This is a genomic window from Flavobacterium sp. W21_SRS_FM3, assembly GCF_052113625.1.
In the GTDB taxonomy this organism is placed as follows: domain Bacteria; phylum Bacteroidota; class Bacteroidia; order Flavobacteriales; family Flavobacteriaceae; genus Flavobacterium.
The window spans coordinates 12,363-31,440 of record NZ_JBGQOD010000014.1 but is presented as its reverse complement, the minus strand read 5'-3'; the positions used below and the strand labels follow the sequence as shown (position 1 = coordinate 31,440).

General features: G+C 34.6%; 15 protein-coding genes. 12 read left to right on the top strand and 3 right to left on the bottom strand.

Features of this window, described 5'->3' with window-relative positions; all coding sequences use genetic code 11:
• Window positions 1–31 precede the first annotated feature (31 nt).
• Window positions 32–1,024: an alpha/beta fold hydrolase gene (locus ACEN2K_RS14955; protein ID WP_441760134.1), complete on the bottom strand. Its 993-nt coding sequence runs from the start codon at window positions 1,022–1,024 to the stop codon at window positions 32–34.
• Between the two features lie 280 nt (window positions 1,025–1,304).
• Here ACEN2K_RS14955 and trmD point away from each other — a divergent pair, with 280 nt between their 5' ends.
• From trmD to rlmF, 7 genes are all read left to right on the top strand, one after another.
• Window positions 1,305–1,985 carry a tRNA (guanosine(37)-N1)-methyltransferase TrmD gene (gene trmD / locus ACEN2K_RS14950; protein ID WP_441760133.1) on the top strand — a complete coding sequence of 227 codons (681 nt, stop codon included), beginning with the start codon at window positions 1,305–1,307 and terminating at the stop codon, window positions 1,983–1,985.
• A 168-nt stretch (window positions 1,986–2,153) separates the two neighbouring features.
• Window positions 2,154–2,504, top strand: coding sequence for a 50S ribosomal protein L19 (gene rplS / locus ACEN2K_RS14945; RefSeq protein WP_441760132.1), 351 nt, complete (start codon window positions 2,154–2,156; stop codon window positions 2,502–2,504).
• Between the two features lie 272 nt (window positions 2,505–2,776).
• The gene (locus tag ACEN2K_RS14940; protein WP_441760131.1) at window positions 2,777–4,999 is read left to right on the top strand and encodes an NADP-dependent isocitrate dehydrogenase; all 2,223 of its coding nucleotides are present in this window, start codon (window positions 2,777–2,779) and stop codon (window positions 4,997–4,999) included.
• Window positions 5,000–5,134: 135 nt separating this feature from the next.
• Window positions 5,135–7,516: a TonB-dependent receptor gene (locus ACEN2K_RS14935; RefSeq protein WP_441760130.1), complete on the top strand. Its 2,382-nt coding sequence runs from the start codon at window positions 5,135–5,137 to the stop codon at window positions 7,514–7,516.
• Between the two features lie 4 nt (window positions 7,517–7,520).
• Window positions 7,521–8,345: a DUF4249 family protein gene (locus ACEN2K_RS14930; protein ID WP_441760129.1), complete on the top strand. Its 825-nt coding sequence runs from the start codon at window positions 7,521–7,523 to the stop codon at window positions 8,343–8,345.
• A gap of 117 nt (window positions 8,346–8,462) precedes the next feature.
• Entirely contained in the window at window positions 8,463–9,125 is a 663-nt protein-coding gene (locus ACEN2K_RS14925; protein WP_441760128.1) for a thiamine diphosphokinase, read from the top strand.
• 115 nt (window positions 9,126–9,240) lie between these two features.
• On the top strand, window positions 9,241–10,185 hold the full coding sequence (gene rlmF, locus ACEN2K_RS14920) for a 23S rRNA (adenine(1618)-N(6))-methyltransferase RlmF (RefSeq protein WP_441760127.1): 945 nt from the start codon (window positions 9,241–9,243) through the stop codon (window positions 10,183–10,185).
• A gap of 26 nt (window positions 10,186–10,211) precedes the next feature.
• On the opposite strand, the gene ACEN2K_RS14915 is transcribed toward rlmF, so the two are convergent.
• Window positions 10,212–10,340 carry a hypothetical protein gene (locus ACEN2K_RS14915; RefSeq protein ID WP_441760126.1) on the bottom strand — a complete coding sequence of 43 codons (129 nt, stop codon included), beginning with the start codon at window positions 10,338–10,340 and terminating at the stop codon, window positions 10,212–10,214.
• Between the two features lie 201 nt (window positions 10,341–10,541).
• Here ACEN2K_RS14915 and ACEN2K_RS14910 point away from each other — a divergent pair, with 201 nt between their 5' ends.
• Both ACEN2K_RS14910 and uvrB read left to right on the top strand, forming a co-directional pair.
• Window positions 10,542–13,529, top strand: a complete 2,988-nt coding sequence (locus ACEN2K_RS14910) for a TonB-dependent receptor (RefSeq protein ID WP_441760125.1) — start codon at window positions 10,542–10,544, stop codon at window positions 13,527–13,529.
• 124 nt (window positions 13,530–13,653) lie between these two features.
• Window positions 13,654–15,645: an excinuclease ABC subunit UvrB gene (uvrB, locus tag ACEN2K_RS14905; protein WP_441760124.1), complete on the top strand. Its 1,992-nt coding sequence runs from the start codon at window positions 13,654–13,656 to the stop codon at window positions 15,643–15,645.
• Here uvrB and ACEN2K_RS14900 read toward each other — a convergent pair.
• Complete coding sequence (locus tag ACEN2K_RS14900) at window positions 15,642–16,043, bottom strand: excinuclease ABC subunit B (protein ID WP_441760123.1); 402 nt, start codon at window positions 16,041–16,043, stop codon at window positions 15,642–15,644. The genes uvrB and ACEN2K_RS14900 overlap by 4 nt on opposite strands.
• A 57-nt stretch (window positions 16,044–16,100) precedes the next feature.
• Between ACEN2K_RS14900 and ACEN2K_RS14895 the strand changes: the two genes are divergently transcribed.
• The 3 genes from ACEN2K_RS14895 to ACEN2K_RS14885 all read left to right on the top strand — a co-directional run bounded on the left by ACEN2K_RS14895 (window position 16,101) and on the right by ACEN2K_RS14885 (window position 19,042).
• Window positions 16,101–16,934, top strand: a complete 834-nt coding sequence (locus tag ACEN2K_RS14895) for an alpha/beta hydrolase (RefSeq protein ID WP_441760122.1) — start codon at window positions 16,101–16,103, stop codon at window positions 16,932–16,934.
• Between the two features lie 65 nt (window positions 16,935–16,999).
• Window positions 17,000–18,010, top strand: a complete 1,011-nt coding sequence (locus tag ACEN2K_RS14890) for a dipeptide epimerase (protein WP_441760121.1) — start codon at window positions 17,000–17,002, stop codon at window positions 18,008–18,010.
• Between the two features lie 6 nt (window positions 18,011–18,016).
• Window positions 18,017–19,042: an aminotransferase class I/II-fold pyridoxal phosphate-dependent enzyme gene (locus ACEN2K_RS14885; RefSeq protein ID WP_441760120.1), complete on the top strand. Its 1,026-nt coding sequence runs from the start codon at window positions 18,017–18,019 to the stop codon at window positions 19,040–19,042.
• The last annotated feature ends 36 nt before the right edge of the window (window positions 19,043–19,078 follow it).

The following is a 19,078-nucleotide window of genomic DNA, read 5'->3' as shown; positions in this document are numbered from 1 at the left end:
ACCATCTGTATAAAGCGAAATTTCATATCTATTATTTTAGAAATGAGACTAATGGGGTGATGAAGTCATCAAAACTTTCTATATGTGGCATATGTCCTATATTAGGAATTTCAACTAGTTTTGAATTAGGTATTCTCTTTTGTGTTTCTTTTCCTAAAACACCATACAGTCCCATCGTTTTTCTAACTTCTTCCATAGCCAATGGTTTTCCCAAAGCGGTTCTATCTCTAGTCCCAATAATTAATAACGTAGGTGCTTTTATGTTTTGGAACTCATAAACTACGGGTTGTGTGAATATCATATCATAAGTCAAAGCTGAGTTCCAAGCTATTTTCTTAAAATCAGAGTTTAAAGTCCAGCCCGCCAAAAGATTTACCCATTCATCATATTCTGATTTCCATTTTCCGTCGTAATAACTCTCAAGTTGGTATTTTTTAATTTTTTCATAACTCTGTTTTAATTCGTTTTGGTACCACCAATCTACATTTTGATAGGGAACTTTAAGCTTCCAGTCTTCTAACCCTATTGGGTTTTCTAAAATTAACTTCTCCGTAATCTCAGGATACATTAAGGCAAAACGAGTCGCTACCATACCGCCCATAGAATGCCCTAAAATGGCTGTTTTACTGACACCTAAACTATCTAAAATTTGCTTTGTATTTTGTGCCAACTGCTGAAATGAATACTGAAAATTATCTGGTTTTGATGATTTCCCAAAACCTATCTGGTCTGGTACGATAACTCGGTACCCTTTTTTGCTTAAGGCTTCAATTGTTGTTTTCCAATACGCACCATTAAAATTTTTTCCGTGAAGCAGGACGATGTTTTTTCCGTTGTAATTGTCTGGTTTCACATCCATGTATTCCATTTGCAGTTCTTGCTGCTGTATATTTAATGTGATAAAATGTACTGGATAAGGATATTCATAATTACTTAAATTAATATCCAACCATTTTAATTGCTCTTGTTGCGCAAAAGAGGCTAGTGATATAAAAAATAGTAGCGATAAGTATTTGAATTTCATATGTAACGATTTTTAAGATTTTATTTACGTAAGGTAAATTTAGGCAGAAAGGTTTCTATTGAAAAACTATTAGGAAAACTTTACAATTTGACAACAACATCTAGTTTTAAACCATGAGTCTAGCCCAGATTGAAACGGCATCCTTTTCTTGCTTTCTTTAAGCAAGGAAAGATAGAGTGTAAAGCTGGAAAATGCTCCATAACCAACTTCTCAAAGAACTGAATTTTTCAATCTTAAAATCTTTGTACCTTTGCAACTTTAAAACTTAGAGCTAAAAATTATGCGCATTGATATTGTTACCGTTTTACCTGAATTATTACGTAGCCCTTTTGAGGCTTCCATTATGAAACGTGCGATAGATAAAGGCTTAGTCGAAGTGCATTTTCATAATTTAAGAGACTACACAACTAACAAACAAAAAAGCGTTGACGATTATCCTTATGGTGGTGGCGCAGGAATGGTCATGACGGTACAACCTATTGACGCTTGTATCACGCATTTAAAAAGCGAAAGAGAATACGATGAAATCATCTATATGTCTCCCGATGGAGAAACCTTGAATCAAAAAATGGCCAATACCATGTCGATGTATGAAAACATCATTATTTTATGTGGACATTATAAAGGGGTAGACCAGCGTGTACGCGACCATTTTATCACTAAAGAAATTTCTATAGGAGATTATGTTTTATCTGGGGGAGAGCTAGGCGCTTTAGTACTGTCTGATGCTTTAATAAGGTTGATTCCTGGCGTATTAAGTGATGAAACCTCGGCTTTAACAGATAGTTTTCAGGACAACTTACTCTCACCTCCTATCTATACCAGACCCGCAGATTATAAAGGATGGAAAGTTCCCGAGGTCTTGACCAGCGGAAATTTTGCTAAAATTGACAAATGGCGCGAAGATATGGCGTATGAACATACGAAAACTAGACGACCAGATTTACTAGAAGAAGAATAAAATTAGTTTAAAGTTTCAGGTTTAAAGTTGAAAACACTGAACGTTTGAACTTTAAACAAAATAAACTTTAAACTTTAAACATTTTTATTTACTTTTGCACCCACTTTAGACTAACCTCTGGCGAAATCCGTGTATGTTGCTCTATAACAAACCATAATTAAAATTATCATGGCAGATTTAATGAAATTCGTTAAAGACGAATTTGTAACAAGAAAAGATTTCCCTGAATTCGGAGCTGGAGACACAATCACAGTTTACTACGAAATTAAAGAGGGTGAAAAAACTAGAACACAGTTTTTCAAAGGAGTTGTTATCCAAAGAAGAGGTTCTGGTAACACAGAAACTTTTACAATTCGTAAAATGTCAGGTTCTGTAGGTGTTGAGCGTATCTTCCCTATTAACTTGCCAGCTTTACAAAAAGTTGAAATCAACAAAAAAGGTGCAGTTCGTAGAGCTAGAATTTTCTACTTCAGAGAACTTACTGGTAAAAAAGCAAAAATTAAAGACAAAAGAAGATAGTTTACTATTTCTTTATCATAAAAATCCCAACAGTGTTGGGATTTTTTTTGCTCTAGACTGAAATTTTGTTAAGAATACTTATTTTAAATTCTTTCTGCTATTAAAATAACAAATTAGTGATTCACAGCACATAAATGCTATAAATCCATTAATTCTACTAAAAACTGAGTCAAATTTCAGTCTGATTTCATTATATTTGCATCGCTTAATTTTTAAGCATATCATAACATTTAACATCCTTTTTTCAAGGATACGATTATAAAAATAAAAAAATGACACAAAAACCAAAGATCGTTTACACATTGACTGACGAAGCTCCTTTGTTAGCAACTTATTCTTTTTTACCAATTGTTAAAGCATTTACTGCGACTTCAGGAATTGAAATAGAAACCGAAGACATCTCCTTAGCAGGAAGAATTTTAGCTAATTTTCCAGAATTTTTAAATGCAGACCAAAAGGTTAATGACGCCTTGACTGAGCTAGGAAAACTGGCGACTTCACCAGAAGCAAATATTATCAAGTTGCCCAATATCTCTGCGTCAGTTCCTCAATTAAAAGAAGCAATTGCAGAATTACAAGCACACGGTTATAAAGTACCTAACTTCCCAGAAGAACCAAAAGATAAGGAAGAAAACGAAATCAAGAAAAAATATTCTAAAATATTAGGGTCAGCAGTTAACCCTGTTCTACGCGAAGGTAATTCAGATCGTAGAGCACCAAGAGCTGTAAAAAATTACGCAAAAGTAAAACCACACTCTATGGGAGCCTGGTCAGCTGATTCAAAAACAGCAGTAGCTTCAATGGAAAAAGGTGATTTTTACGGAAGTGAAAAATCAGTTACTCTAGAAGATGCAGCCGATGTGAAAATCGAATTTGTTGCTGAAGACGGAAAAACTACAGTTCTTAAAGAAAGTACTCCATTAAAAGTGGGTGAGATTATAGACAGCTCTGTAATGAGTTTAAAAGCATTAAAAGAATTTGTTACCAAAGCTATCGCTGAAGCAAAAGAGAAAAACATCTTATTATCTGTACACTTGAAAGCAACAATGATGAAGGTTTCTGACCCAATTATCTTTGGTGCAATTGTAGAGGTTTTCTTCAAAGACGTTTTTGCAAAATACGCTACTTTATTTGATGAATTAAATATTGATACCCGAAATGGTTTAGGGGATGTTTATGCAAAAATCGCTGGACAACCTCAACAAGCAGAAGTTGAAGCAGCCATCAATCAAGCAATTGAAAATGGACCTGCTCTTGCAATGGTAAATTCTGATAAAGGAATTACTAATCTTCATGTGCCTTCAGATGTAATTGTAGATGCTTCTATGCCAGCTATGATTCGTACTTCTGGTCAAATGTGGAACAAAGAAGGAAAGTCACAAGATACACTAGCGATTATTCCAGATAGATCTTATGCTGGTATTTATACAGCAACAATTGATTTTTGTAAAAAGAACGGTGCTTTTGACCCAACAACAATGGGAAGTGTTCCAAACGTAGGTTTGATGGCACAAAAAGCAGAAGAATATGGTTCTCATGACAAAACATTCCAAATGACTGCAAACGGCGTTGTACGTGTGGTAGATACTAAAGGAAATGTTTTAATGGAACAAGCTGTTGAAGCTAAAGACATTTTTAGAATGTGCCAAGCTAAAGATGCTCCTATTCAAGACTGGGTAAAACTTGCCGTAAATAGAGCCCGTTTATCTAATACTCCAGCTGTTTTTTGGTTGGATGAAAATAGAGCTCATGACAGACAACTTATCCTAAAAGTAAAAACATATTTAAAAGATCACGATACAACAGGACTTGACATTCGTATCTTAAACCCAATAGAAGCAACTAATTTCACATTAGGAAGAATCAAAGAAGGTTTAGACACTATTTCAGTAACAGGAAATGTATTGCGTGATTATTTAACTGATTTGTTCCCAATTTTAGAATTAGGAACTTCGGCAAAAATGTTATCTATCGTTCCGTTAATGAACGGTGGTGGATTGTTTGAAACTGGAGCTGGTGGATCAGCACCAAAACATGTAGAGCAATTTACACAAGAAGGTTATTTACGTTGGGATTCATTAGGTGAATTTTTAGCATTAGGTGCTTCATTAGAACATTTAGGACAATCACTAAACAATCCAAAAGCGATAATTTTATCAGAAACTTTAGACGAAGCGAATGATGCTTTCTTGAAAAACGATAAATCTCCAAGCAGAAAAATTGGACAAATTGATAATCGTGGGTCTCACTTTTATTTGGCTTTATACTGGGCAGAAGCACTTGCTGCACAAACTAAAGATGCTGAATTGAAAGCCATTTTCACTCCTATTGCAGAAGAGTTAAGAGCGAACGAGGATACAATTAATGCTGAGTTAATAGGTGCTCAAGGGAAACCTCAAGAAATTGGTGGTTACTACCAACCAAATCCTGAATTGACTAGTAAAGCAATGCGTCCTAGCGCAACTTTTAATAGTATATTAGCAAAAATCGCTTAATTCGATTACACCTACTTACTATACTTAAACTGAGGCAGCTGGAAACAGTTGCCTTTTTTATTAACGTATATTTAATTATTGTTTAGTCCTCTTTTACTTATCTTTTAACCAAATTTGTAATTCTAAAAAAAGAACATGTTTTTAAAAAAAATCAGTGGTTTAGTTATTCTATTATTCTTTACTATCACCTCTTATTCACAAGAAAAATATACCGTAAGTGGTACTATAACAGATAGTAAAAGCAACGAAACACTGATAGGTGTTAATGTATATATTCCTGAATTAAAAGCGGCCGTCAGTACGAATCAATATGGTTTTTACTCTATTACTTTACCGCAAGGAAACTACACTATTCTGGTGAGCTACATTGGTTTTGAAACGACTACAGACCAAATAAAATTAACAGAAAGTATAAAACGGAATCTAAGCTTAACTGCAAGTGGAGAACTTCTACAAGAAGTAGTTATAAAAGATAAAAATAAGAGCAGCAATATTCGCTCTCCTGAAATGAGTATTAACCGACTTTCTATTTCTTCAATTAAGAAAATGCCTGTAGTACTAGGTGAAGTCGATGTAATAAAATCATTGCTACTACTTCCAGGTGTTACTAATGCTGGTGAAGGAGCATCGGGCTTTAATGTACGCGGTGGAGGAGCTGATCAAAACTTAATATTACTAGACGAAGCTACGATTTTTAATTCTTCGCATGTATTTGGTTTCTTCTCTGTGTTTAACCCTGATGCTATCAAAGATTTAAAATTATACAAAGGAGGCATTCCAGCAAATTTTGGAGGAAGAGTATCTTCTGTTTTAGATATTTATCAAAAAGATGGCAATAGTAAAGAGTTCCATGTTAATGGAGGAATTGGACTGATTTCTAGTCGCATTTTGGCCGAAGGACCACTCGTAAAAAATAAAGGATCTTTTCTAATAGGTGGACGCAGTTCTTATGCTCACTTATTTTTAAAGCTTTCTGAAGAACAAAAAAATAATGCTGCCTATTTCTATGACTTGAATGCTAAATTGAGTTATAAAATCAATGAAAACAACAACCTGTTTTTATCGGGATATTTTGGAAGAGATGTTTTCTCATTAAATAAAAGTTTTACCAATATTTATGGAAATTCCACTTTAAATCTGAGATGGAATCACCTTTTTTCGGACAAGCTGTTTTCTAATTTATCGGTAATATACAGTGATTATTATTATGGTTTGGATTTAGATTTTGTGGGATTCAAATGGGATTCTGGAATTAAAAATTACAACATCAAGTATGATTTTAAAAATTATATTTCGGATAATTTTAAACTTAGTTACGGAGTAAATAGCATTTATTATGCTTTTAATCCCGGAACGATAAAGCCTTCAGATACTGATTCGGGAATAAATTTTGAGCAGTTAGATAAAAAATATGCTTTTGAGCCATCAATTTACATCAGTGCTGAGCAAGACATCAATAAAAAACTAGCGGTATCTTATGGTTTACGTTACAGTCTTTTTTATAGACTAGGAGCATCAACTGTCAATTTATATGAAAATGACAATCCTTTAATCTTCAACTCTGAGTTGCAGATTTATGAAAAAGCAACTCCTACAGACACTCAATTTTATAAAAAGAATAGTGTAATTGAAAGTTATAATTATTTAGAACCCCGCTTTTCACTATCCTATCAACTTAACGACAACCAAGCGTTAAAAGGAAGTTACAACCGTATGGTGCAATACCTACAGCTAATTTCAAACACTTCCTCTCCTACTCCATTAGATGTATGGATGCCCAGCGACAATTATATAAAACCACAACTCGCTGACCAAGTAGCTGTAGGGTATTTTAGAAATTTTAACGACAACAATTATTCTCTTGAAGTGGAAGCCTATTACAAAGAAGTAAAAAATCGCTTAGACTATATTGATGGAGCTGATTTGATTGCTAATAAAGCCATTGAACAAGTAATCTTAAATGGACAGCTAAGATCCTATGGTTTAGAGTTAATGCTGCGAAAAAACGAAGGAAAACTGAATGGATGGATCTCTTATACTCTGTCAAAATCAGAACAACAGACAGCAGGAAGAACACCAGAAGAATCAGGAATAAATAATGGCAGATGGTATAATTCAGCATACGATAAAACGCATAATTTAGCGGTAACTACTGCCTATAACTTGAGTAACAAATGGTCTTTTGGAGCTAATTTTGCGTTGCAAACGGGACAACCTGTAAGCTACCCGAATGGACAATACCAATACCTAGGTATAACTATTCCCAGCTATGGCTTGAGAAACGAAAACCGTTTACCCACGTATCACCATTTGGATATTTCAGCAACATTGACTCCAAGAAAAAATATCGATCGAAATTGGAAAGGAGAATGGGTATTCAGTATTTACAATCTGTACAATCGTAAAAATGCAGCCTCAATCAACTTTAGACAAAATAGTGATACCGGAAATAACGAAGCAGTAAAAACCTCCATATTTGGCATAGTCCCAGCAGTTAGCTATAACTTTAAATTTTAATAAGATGAAAAAAATATATTCCCTTATAACCTTATTTGCAGTAACACTTGTTTTCACAAGTTGTGAAGATGTTGTCGATGTGGATTTAAAAACCGAAGCTCCTAGATTGGTTATTGAGGCTTCCATTAACTGGTTTAAAAACACTACTGGTGCAAAACAAAAAATAAGACTAACCACCACTACTGATTATTATAATCCAAAGGTACCCGTAGTATCTGGCGCTACCATATTTATCAAAAACAGTTCAAATGTGACTTTTAATTTTATCGAAATCCCAAAAACGGGTGAATATATTTGCACTAATTTTGTTCCAAAACTTAATGAAAGTTACAGCTTAACCGTTATTTACAATGGCGCTACCTATACCGCCACAGAACAATTAAAATCAGTAGCGCCAATTACCGAAATTATTCAAAATAATGAAGGAGGTTTTACGGGAAAGGACATTGAGATTAAAACCTATTATAATGACCCGGCAAATGAATCTAATTTTTATTTGTATAAATATGGTTACTCCAATCAAATAACACAAAATTATTATGCTGACGAAGATACCTTTTTTCAAGGCAACCAATTTTTTAGCTTATCGCAAAGCGATGAATTAAAAGTAGGAGATGAAATTAATGTCACTCACTATGGTATTTCAAAATCGTATTACAATTATATGAATGTTTTGATAAGCATTGCTGGCGGTGGTGGTGGCGGTCCTTTTCAATCCCCTCCAGCAACTGTAAGAGGAAACATTATTAACACAACAAATGCTAACAAATATCCTTTAGGATATTTCTCAGTAAGTGAAGCAGACACCAAAACTTTTATCATCAAATAAGTTTAAGCTTTTATGAAATACAGCATTACGTAAAGAACTACCGTATTGAAAACTATTTTCTATCTTTACAGCCGTATTCGAGTATAAACTCCTGAATTTTAATATCTATAATCTACAATGTCCTCACATCATATCGTCAGAGACGACCAAGAACCAGCACTAATTATTGCAAATGGTGCTGCCTGTAACCCTGAATTACTCGGACAATTATTAGAGTGGTCTCCTTTAGTTATCGTTTTAGATTCGGCCATGGAAAGAGTAATGGAACTCGATATCAAAGTAGATGTCTTGCTAGGAGATTTTGATCGAAATTTCGACGCAAATTATTACAGAGAAAAGCAGTATCCTATAGAAATCGTTCATACCCCAGATCAAAATAAAACCGACTTAGAGAAAGCATTTGATTACCTATTTGAACGAAAAATACCCGCAGTAAATGTAGTTTGGGCTACTGGAAGACGTACAGATCACACTATAACTAATTTGACTAATATTGTACGCTACAGAGAGAAATTAAAAATTGTGATCCTAGATGATCATTCAAAAGTTTTCCTTTTACCTAAACGCTTTGAAAAATGGTATACTGCTAACACTCCTATATCACTAATCCCCATTGGTCATGTAGCTGGAATTCATTCAGAGAATCTGTTTTACCCTTTAAGTAATGATAGTTTAACGATAGGTTATAGAACAGGGAGCAGCAACCATGTTGTAAAAGATGGTATGGTAGTTATTGAACACAGTGAAGGTGATTTATTAATGATGGAATGTATGGATTAAATCCAAAATAAAAACAAATAACTAATAAAGTACTTAAGCCGTACTTTTTTATATAACTTGCTACAGATTCTGATGGAGAAATAAATTTTCATCTCATTCTAGAAATACAAAAGAGATGCCCAAGACAATTACTGAGAAGACAAACCTACACCCAAGAAATCAACACCGCCTTCGATATGATTTTAAACTATTAATTGAAAAGTCGCCTGAACTTAGAACTTTTGTCGCTATCAATGAACATGATATTGAAACAATTGATTTTAGTAATCCTGAAGCTGTAAAAGCATTAAACAGTGCTTTGTTAGTGACCTATTACGGTATTCAAAAATGGGATATTCCTAAAAATTACTTATGTCCTCCCATTCCTGGAAGAGCTGATTACATTCATTATATAGCCGATTTATTAGCTACAAGTAATGGAGGGCTAATTCCTAAAGGGGATGGTGTGATCGGATTAGATATTGGAGTTGGTGCCAACTGCATCTACCCTATTTTAGGAAATGCGATATATGGTTGGAGCTTTGTAGGAACAGATATTGACGAGAAAGCAATTGAAAATTGTAGTGCCATTATAGAAAACAACCCTAAATTAATTGACGCGATAAGTTTACAGCAGCAAACTTCTTCCCGTTTTATTTTCAAAAATATTATAACTCCAGAAGATAAATTTGCTTTTACAATTTGCAATCCCCCTTTCCATGCTTCCGAAAAAGAGGCTACAAAAGGATCATTACGTAAAGTAAATAATTTAGAAAAAACTAAATCAACAAGCGCTGTATTAAATTTTGGAGGTCACAATGCTGAGCTGTGGTGTGAAGGAGGAGAATTAGGTTTTATTACACAGATGATTTATGAAAGTGCTAAGTACCCTATGCAATGCCTTTGGTTTACAACTTTAGTTTCTAAACAATCCCATTTGAATAGTATATACAAAACATTAAACAAAGTCAATGTTGTAGAGATTAAAACGATTGATATGGCTCAAGGCCAAAAAAACAGTCGTATCGTCGCTTGGACTTTCCTAAGTGAAGAACAACAGAAAGAATGGAAGTTTGAGTAAAATAGAGGAAGTTTTTCCTTCTATTATTAAATGCCAACAAACAACAGCAGTTTTACAAGACGTGAAACTGCTTTTTTGTTTTCTAAAAATAGAGTTTCAAAAAGCAACATCTCAACTAATTCAATAGTAATTTTTTGTACAATTTGAGCAGCCATATAAGTACAAATTCGTTTATCAAATAAACAGAACTACATATCAAATAAGTTCACTATTACTATTAAGAGTGAATTTTGACAATTCAGCAGCAAAAACAAGCTTTTAATATGAAAAACACTGAGATTTTTATTTTTTAACAAATAAATAACATTTTGATTTTAAAGTTGTATTTTTGAGTACAAACCAAAAAAACAAAACTCATGAAAAAACTTTTACTCTTATTAACTCTAATTTTTAGTGTGACACTAACAGCACAAGAAATTAAAGTTTCAGGTGTTGTAACTGATGACACTAACGGCCTTTTGCCAGGAACATCTGTTCTTGTAAAAGGAACTAACAAAGGAACGACTACAGATGCAGATGGAAGATATTCTATTACTGCAAAAGCAGGAGAAATGCTGCAATTTTCTTATGTAGGGTTAGAAACCAAAACCATTAAAGTAACGGGTAGTACGTTAAATGTATCTTTAGTAGGAAGTGGAGAAACACTACAAGATGTAGTAGTACTAGGGTCGCGCAGTGCTGCTAGAACGGTTACTGAATCTGCAGTACCTATAGATGTTATTAGTATGAAAGACATTGCATCACAAGGTCCACAGGCGAATTTAAATCAAATTTTAAATATGGTGGCGCCTTCATTTACTTCAAATACGACAACCGTGGCTGATGGTACTGACCATATCGACCCAGCACAATTAAGAGGACTAGGTCCTGATCAAGTATTAGTATTGGTAAACGGAAAAAGGCGACATACTTCTTCTCTTGTCAATATTAACGGATCTCCGGGAAGAGGATCTGTAGGAACAGATTTAAATGCTATACCGGCATTTGCCATTGAAAGAATAGAGGTACTTAGAGATGGTGCCTCCGCTCAATATGGTTCTGATGCTATTGCTGGTGTTATAAATATCAATGTTAAAAAAGCAACTAATAAGTTAGACATTAACATTCTAGGAGGAACTCATTTATCTAGTGGCGCTAATGATCACAGAGGTGGTACAGATGGTAATAATCTACAAATCGATTTGAATTATGGAACTAGCCTTGGAAAAGAGAAGAGTTTCATCAATGCGACAGGAAGCTTTCAACTAAGGGGGCAAACCAGTAGAGCGAAAGATGTAACAGGGACTTTGTTTAGCGCTTTTAATGCAATTGAGCAAAGAGCTGCAGAAGCAGGTACAAACATTAATTCACTGTGGGGGAACATAGGAACACAATCAGCGCCTACCGCTAATGAAGCACAAATTGTGGCTGCCATTAAAACATATGCTCCTCAAGTAGGATATTTTACGGCGGCACAACAATCGTCTATTGCTGGTGCAACTTCATTGTATGGTACAACGGGACTTCAAACAGTATTAAATTTTGACGCTACTGAAGGTGAGTTAGCATACAGAAAACTAGAAAGAAGAAATTTCAATATGAAAGTAGGGCAATCTTCTTTAGAAAGCGCTCAATTTTTCCTAAATGCAGCCTACCCAATCAACGATAATCTTGAAGTTTATGCTTTTGGGGGAACTAGTCATAGAACAGGTCAAGCGGAAGGATTTTATAGAAAGCCTAATCAATCTAGAGCCTATACTGCAATATATCCTAATGGTTTTTTACCTGAAATTCATTCAACTATTAACGATATCTCAGCTGCAGCTGGTCTTAGAGGTTTAATTTTTAAAACTTGGAATTTTGATTTGAGTAACACCTATGGTAGAAACTCTTTCGATTATAATATTGAAAACACTTTAAATGCTACCTTAAGAGAAGCTTCCCCTACTGAATTTGATGCTGGTGGACTAGCTTTTTCTCAAAACACAACTAACTTTGATACATCTAGAAAATTCGACAAATTAAATGTAGCTTTTGGAGCTGAATATAGAAACGAAAACTATCAAATTACTGCAGGAGTTCCAGATTCTTACAATCAATATGATATAAATGGTGGTATTGTAACAGGTACAACTCCTTCCCAGATAAAAGTAACCGACTTTTACGGATCTGGAAGACCTGGTGCAGCGCAAGTATTTCCAGGTTTTAAGCCTGCAAACACTGTAGATAAAGGACGTAATAGTGTCGCTGTATACACTGATTTAGAATATGATGTTACTGAGAAATGGTTGTTAAACGGAGCACTTCGTTTTGAAAACTATTCTGATTTTGGTAACACAACTAATTATAAATTAGCAACTCGCTACAAATTAACTGACAATATCAATTTAAGAGGTGCTGTTTCTACAGGATTTAGAGCACCTTCTTTACACCAAATCTATTTTAACTCAACGGCTACACAATTTGTGGGTGGTGTACCTTTCGAAGTAGGTACCTTTAGCAATGATTCGCCAGCTGCAAAATTGTTAGGAATACCACAATTAAAACAAGAGGAATCTCAAAGCGCTAGCATTGGTTTTACTGCAAAAATTCCAGAAGCTAAACTTACTTTGACTGCAGATGCATACATAGTAAAAATTGACGACAGAGTAGTTCTAACAGATCAATTTTCAAGACCAGGGGGAACTCCTACAGCTGGAAGTCCTGCAGCCCAATTAAATGGGTTGTTTGATAATGCAAATGCTACAGCTGCTACCTTTTTTGCTAATGCAATCGACACCGAATCTAAAGGGATTGATATTGTAATTAGCCATAAGGCCAATGTAGGCGATGGGTTGACATTGAAAACTGATTTATCGGGAACTTTTTCAAGTACTAAAAGAGTAGGAAACATACATGCTTCACAAATTTTAGTAGACAATGGACAAATAAATCGTTATTATTCAGAGTCAAGCAGAGTATATCTTCAAGAAGCTGTGCCAAGAGTTAAAGCTAATTTAACGAACTCTATTACGGTAAATAAATTCGATTTCTTTTTAAGAAATGTTTATTTTGGTCAAGTTACCGATCCTAATACTGCGGATGCAAATGGAGATGGAGTAATCGACTCCGCTATAGTTAACGGTCAATCTGTTGCTGTAGAACACCCCGTTTGGGGAGCAAGAGTGATAACTGATTTATCTGTTGGTTATAAATTTAATGAAAGCCTAAAATTAGTAGTTGGTGCAAATAATCTTTTTGATGTTTACCCTGATGAAAATTTAGAATCATTGAAAAGTTCTAACCAGTTTACTTACTCAAGAAATGTTTCTCAATTTGGACAAAACGGTAGATTTGTTTTTGCTAGAATCAGTTTAAGTTTCTAATAATATAAATTTATATCCTAAACCATCATGTTCGCATGGTGGTTTTTTTTTGGATTTTTCTTAAGATAACTTTGATTTTAAACTTCGTAACTTTGTACTTCTAAAACTTTGCCCCTTAACACCTATGAATTTTCAAGTAGTATCAGATTATCAGCCTAAAGGAGACCAGCCGCAAGCCATTGAAAAATTAACCCAAGGGATAATTGATGGCGAAAAATTCCAAACCTTACTTGGAGTTACGGGTTCTGGTAAAACATTTACGATGGCTAATGTTATTCAAGAAGTACAAAGGCCAACTTTAGTTTTAGCACATAACAAAACATTGGCTGCACAATTGTATTCAGAGTTCAAGCAGTTTTTCCCTAATAATGCTGTTGAATATTTTGTTTCTTATTACGATTATTATCAGCCAGAAGCTTTTATGCCAGTCACAGGAGTATTTATAGAGAAAGACTTATCTATCAATGAAGAACTAGAAAAAATGCGCTTAAGCACTACTTCTTCCCTACTTTCTGGCCGAAGAGACATATTAGTGGTTGCCTCTGTTTCTTGTTTATACGGTATTGGAAATCCCGTTGAATTCCAAAAAAACGTTATTGAAATAGAAGCCGATCAAGTTATCTCCCGCACTAAATTATTACACAAACTAGTTCAAAGTTTGTACTCTCGAACGGAAGCTGACTTCAACCCAGGGAATTTCAGAATTAAAGGAGACACGGTGGAGATTTATCCCAGCTATGCTGATGATGCCTTCCGAATCCATTTCTTTGGCGATGAAATTGAAGAAATTGAATCTTTTGATATAAAAACGTCTTTGGTAATTGAAAAATTTAAAAAATTAACTATTTACCCCGCAAACATGTTTGTAACTTCTCCGGATGTGCTACAAGGTGCAATATGGGAAATACAACAGGATTTAGTCAAACAAGTGGACTATTTTAAAGAGATTGGTAAACATTTAGAAGCAAAAAGATTAGAAGAACGTACTAATTTTGACCTTGAGATGATACGAGAATTAGGGTATTGCTCTGGAATAGAAAACTACTCCCGCTATCTAGACGGAAGGTTACCAGGAACCAGACCTTTTTGCTTACTTGATTACTTTCCGAAAGATTATTTAATGGTTGTTGACGAAAGTCACGTGACGCTTTCACAGGTTCATGCCATGTATGGTGGTGACCGTAGCCGAAAAGAAAACTTAGTAGAATACGGTTTTAGACTTCCCGCCGCTATGGATAATCGCCCTTTGAAATTTGACGAATTTGAAGCGATGCAAAATCAGGTAGTTTATGTTTCTGCCACGCCAGCTGATTATGAATTACAAAAAACAGAAGGCGTTGTAGTGGAACAAGTCATTAGACCAACAGGTTTACTAGACCCAGTGATTGAAATAAGACCTAGTTTAAATCAAATAGACGATTTAATTGAGGAAATTCAAGTGAGATGCGAGCTAGACGAACGTGTTTTAGTAACTACATTAACTAAAAGGATGGCTGAAGAGCTTACAAAATACTTAACCAAGGTAAATATTCGTTGTAGGTACATCCATTCTGATGTGGATACTTTAGAGCGTATTGAGATTATGCAAGATCTTAGAAAAGGATTATTTGATGTACTAATTGGGGTAAACTTACTTCGTGAAGGATTAGACCTTCCAGAAGTATCGTTAGTCGCTATATTAGATGCTGACAAAGAGGGTTTCTTGCGTAGCCACCGCTCTTTAACACAAACCATTGGTCGAGCTGCTAGAAATTTAAATGGAAAAGCGATTATGTATGCTGATAAAATTACTGCCAGTATGCAGAAGACTATAGATGAGACAGAATATCGCAGAACGAAACAAATAAATTTTAATACCAAGAACAATATTGTTCCTCAAGCATTAAATAAAAAGATAGAGAGCGCCTTTACTAAAAATCCATTAGTAGAATACGAATTAGGACATACATTAGAAGCTGCTGCTGAACCTGAAACAGCTTACTTACCGAAAGCTGAATTAGAGAAGCTAATTCGTGAGAAAAGAAAATCGATGGAAAAAGCAGCCAAAGAACTTGACTTTATGCAAGCAGCAAAATTGCGTGATGACATTAAAATATTACAGTCTCAAATTCCTTAATTCTGCTGTTCTTTTAAAATTTTAACAAGCACCTCTGGTGCAAGGACTCCATTAGTGGATTTTTCCATTGTTTCCAATACGCTTTTTGTTGTATCTGGATTTAACCCCATTCCTAGAGAAATATGATGAATGGCATTAGTTTCTTTTTTATGCAAAACACCTTCACTTCGCATTAACAGTGCTAATCGATAAAATTGCTGCACTCTTTTAAATTCCGATCTGATAATTTGTTTGGGCAATTCTTGTTGAAATAAATCTAGAAATCCACCTTTTTTAATATCTAGTGTGTTAGCAATTATAAATAGAAAATCATATTCTTTCTTCTGTAATTTACCTTCTACTGTTGAAAATGCAATCATCTCTAAAAGTAAGCTCTTTTTTTCGTCGTATGTATTCATCAAATTCTTATTTTTAGCTAAAATATCCATTTTAAAATCAAAACACAAGATCTAACGATGATTAAACAATTTTGTCTGATTCTAACATTTTTTTTGTTCATTGCAAATAGCACAGCTCAAGCTATTGAAAATCAAACTAATTCGAACACTCAAAGCACTGCTTCGCAGCAAGTAACCACATTTTCTATAGCAGCACCTCAATTAAATACGACTAAGAAAATATGGTTATACCTTCCAAAAGATTATAACAACTCTACCAAAACTTACTCCGTAATTTACATGCATGATGCTCAAAATCTTTTTGATGCCACCACTTCCTATGCCGGAGAATGGAATGTTGATGAAAAATTAGATAGCTTACACGCGCAAGTTATTGTTGTAGGAATAGAGCATGGCAACGACAAACGCATTGACGAATTAACGCCCTATAAAAATGAAAAATATGGTGGCGGAAATGCAGATGCTTATTTGAAATTCATAGTGGAGACACTAAAGCCACATATAGACCAAACATACCGTACTAAAACCAAAAAGAAAAATACAGTTATTATGGGAAGCTCCCTTGGTGGTTTAGTCTCATTTTATGCTGCATTGAAATACCCAACTGTTTTTGGTAAAGCAGCAGTTTTCTCACCCTCTTTTTGGTATTCAGAAAAAATCTACGATTTAGCAGAAAACACAAAGAAAATCAAGACTAAAATTTATTTTCTCTGTGGTGACAATGAGGATGATAAAATGGTATCTGATCTAAACAAAATGGAGCGAATAATTAATACAAAAAGATGCTACTGCCTTAATTTAAACGACAAAAGAATTATAAAAGGTGGTCAACATAATGAAAAATTATGGAGAGATGGCTTTACCCAAGCGGTACTATGGCTAGGGTATTAACTTATTGACTATATTTAATCTTCCAGACGATCACATAGATAAAACAACATAGCAACCAACTAATTATGGAACTAATATTAAGAGCCTATAACCTTAAATTAAAACATACGTTTACCATTTCAAGAGAATCGATTGATGTACAACCTTCATTGATAGTAGAATTAAAAAGCGAAGGCTTCTCTGGTTTTGGAGAAGCAACCTCTAACCCATATTACAACACTACAGTTCCAGTAATGATGGAGGACCTTAATAAAATAAGATCCATTATTGAGGCCTGCAACGATGAAACTCCTGAAGATTTTTGGGCAAAAATTCATCCTTATTTAAAAGAGGATATGTTTGCACTATGTGCACTGGACATGGCTTATACTGATTTATATGCGCGTAAAAAAGGTAAGAAGTTATACGAATATTGGAACTATTCTATAGATAGGAATCCTTTAACTGATTATACTATTGGCATTGCTTCAATTGAGAAAATGGTCGCTAAGATGAAAGAATTGCCTTGGCCTATTTATAAAATAAAACTAGGAACTGAAGAGGATATCGCCATTGTAAAGGAACTTAGAAAGCATACTGATGCCATATTTAGGATTGATGCTAATTGTGGATGGGGAGTTGATGAAACCATCAAAAATGCCATTGAATTAAAAAAACTTGGTGTAGAATTTTTAGAACAACCAATGAAAGCAGACAATTGGGAAGCACATAAAGAGGTCTTCAAACACTCCGTTCTACCAATTATTGCTGACGAAAGTTGCATCATTGAGGAAGACGTGGCCAAATGCTTTAATCACTTTCATGGTGTGAATGTCAAATTAGTAAAATGTGGCGGATTAACTCCTGGTAGAAGAATGATTCAAGAAGCAAAAAAATTAGGCTTAAAAACAATGGTAGGATGTATGACAGAATCTTCAGTGGGAATTTCAGCCATAGCCCACTTACTACCCCAGTTAGATTATGTTGACATGGATGGTGCCTTACTTTTAGCCGAAGATATTGCTGACGGAGTAACCATCAATGAAGGTAAAATCAGCTATGCCGACCGAGATGGTACTGGAGTTATTTTAAAATAACAGAGAATGATAGTCAATCAGTTTCCAGACAGAATAATTGAAGTTGATCAACAACCCTATTTGTATTTTGGTGGGACAGCTTATTTAGGAATGCCCACTAATAGCAAATTCCAAGAACTGATTATAAAAAATATTCAGCGCTGGGGCACTGCATATGGAAGTTCGCGAAATGCAAATATAAAATTAGGAGCTTACGAAAGTGGAGAAGCATTTCTAAGCAACTATATCAATGCCGAAGCAGCAGTCACGGTATCTTCTGGTATGCTTGCCGCAAAATTAGCAATAGCCGTGTTGCGTCAAGAGACTGATGTTTTTGTTCATTTCCCAAACTGCCACACTGCCTTAAAAGTTGAAGATAGTATTCCATTTTTTATTGGAAACGAAATTAACCCACGGTTATTAAATAATACTAAAGAACACATAACGCTTCTGACTGATGCTGTTGCTAGTATTACTATAGCAGCGGTGGATTTATCACTTGTTCAACAAATTCATCCAATCAAAGAGATAAGCCTGCTTATAGACGAATCACATTCTTTAGGCATTTTAGGAAATAATGGCTGTGGGATTTATGCTTCCATTGAATGTAAAAATATCAAAAGAAAAATTATGGTTGCCTCTCTGGGCAAAGCAATGGGGGTTACTGGTGGCGTTATAGCATCAGATGATGAATTTATCAAAAAAATCAATTTACATCCAGTATTTGTGTCTAGTGCCGGAATGAATCCCGCTTTTATAGCCGCTATGGCTGAAGCCAAGGAAATATACCAAGAACAACATCTGAAACTAAAAAGCAATCTTCATTACGTCAATAGTCTTTTAAATAACAATGAAAAGCTTCCATTCAATCAAGATTACCCGATAATCTATCCAGAAATACATGACATTAATAAAATTCTAAAAAATAATAGAATAATAGTTACTAATTTTAGGTATGCAACTTTAGGTACAGATTTAAACCGGATCGTATTTACGGCAAATCATACTAAGGAGGATTTAGAAAAAATTAGTACCGTTTTAAACCAAGCCTAATTCTGAATCTAATTATAGCGCCCACTTACTTTTTAA

Excerpts from the sequence above, each read along its gene's own strand:
- uvrB (WP_441760124.1), top strand. The coding sequence starts at position 13,654 with ATGAATTTTCAAGTAGTATCAGATTATCAGCCTAAAGGAGACCAGCCG.
- trmD (WP_441760133.1), top strand. The coding sequence starts at position 1,305 with ATGCGCATTGATATTGTTACCGTTTTACCTGAATTATTACGTAGCCCT.
- ACEN2K_RS14895 (WP_441760122.1), top strand. The coding sequence starts at position 16,101 with ATGATTAAACAATTTTGTCTGATTCTAACATTTTTTTTGTTCATTGCA.
- ACEN2K_RS14910 (WP_441760125.1), top strand. The coding sequence starts at position 10,542 with ATGAAAAAACTTTTACTCTTATTAACTCTAATTTTTAGTGTGACACTA.
- ACEN2K_RS14900 (WP_441760123.1), bottom strand. The coding sequence starts at position 16,043 with ATGAATACATACGACGAAAAAAAGAGCTTACTTTTAGAGATGATTGCA.
- ACEN2K_RS14915 (WP_441760126.1), bottom strand. The coding sequence starts at position 10,340 with ATGGCTGCTCAAATTGTACAAAAAATTACTATTGAATTAGTTGAGATG.
- ACEN2K_RS14955 (WP_441760134.1), bottom strand. The coding sequence starts at position 1,024 with ATGAAATTCAAATACTTATCGCTACTATTTTTTATATCACTAGCCTCT.
- ACEN2K_RS14885 (WP_441760120.1), top strand. The coding sequence starts at position 18,017 with ATGATAGTCAATCAGTTTCCAGACAGAATAATTGAAGTTGATCAACAA.
- ACEN2K_RS14935 (WP_441760130.1), top strand. The coding sequence starts at position 5,135 with ATGTTTTTAAAAAAAATCAGTGGTTTAGTTATTCTATTATTCTTTACT.
- ACEN2K_RS14890 (WP_441760121.1), top strand. The coding sequence starts at position 17,000 with ATGGAACTAATATTAAGAGCCTATAACCTTAAATTAAAACATACGTTT.
- ACEN2K_RS14940 (WP_441760131.1), top strand. The coding sequence starts at position 2,777 with ATGACACAAAAACCAAAGATCGTTTACACATTGACTGACGAAGCTCCT.
- rlmF (WP_441760127.1), top strand. The coding sequence starts at position 9,241 with ATGCCCAAGACAATTACTGAGAAGACAAACCTACACCCAAGAAATCAA.
- ACEN2K_RS14930 (WP_441760129.1), top strand. The coding sequence starts at position 7,521 with ATGAAAAAAATATATTCCCTTATAACCTTATTTGCAGTAACACTTGTT.
- rplS (WP_441760132.1), top strand. The coding sequence starts at position 2,154 with ATGGCAGATTTAATGAAATTCGTTAAAGACGAATTTGTAACAAGAAAA.
- ACEN2K_RS14925 (WP_441760128.1), top strand. The coding sequence starts at position 8,463 with ATGTCCTCACATCATATCGTCAGAGACGACCAAGAACCAGCACTAATT.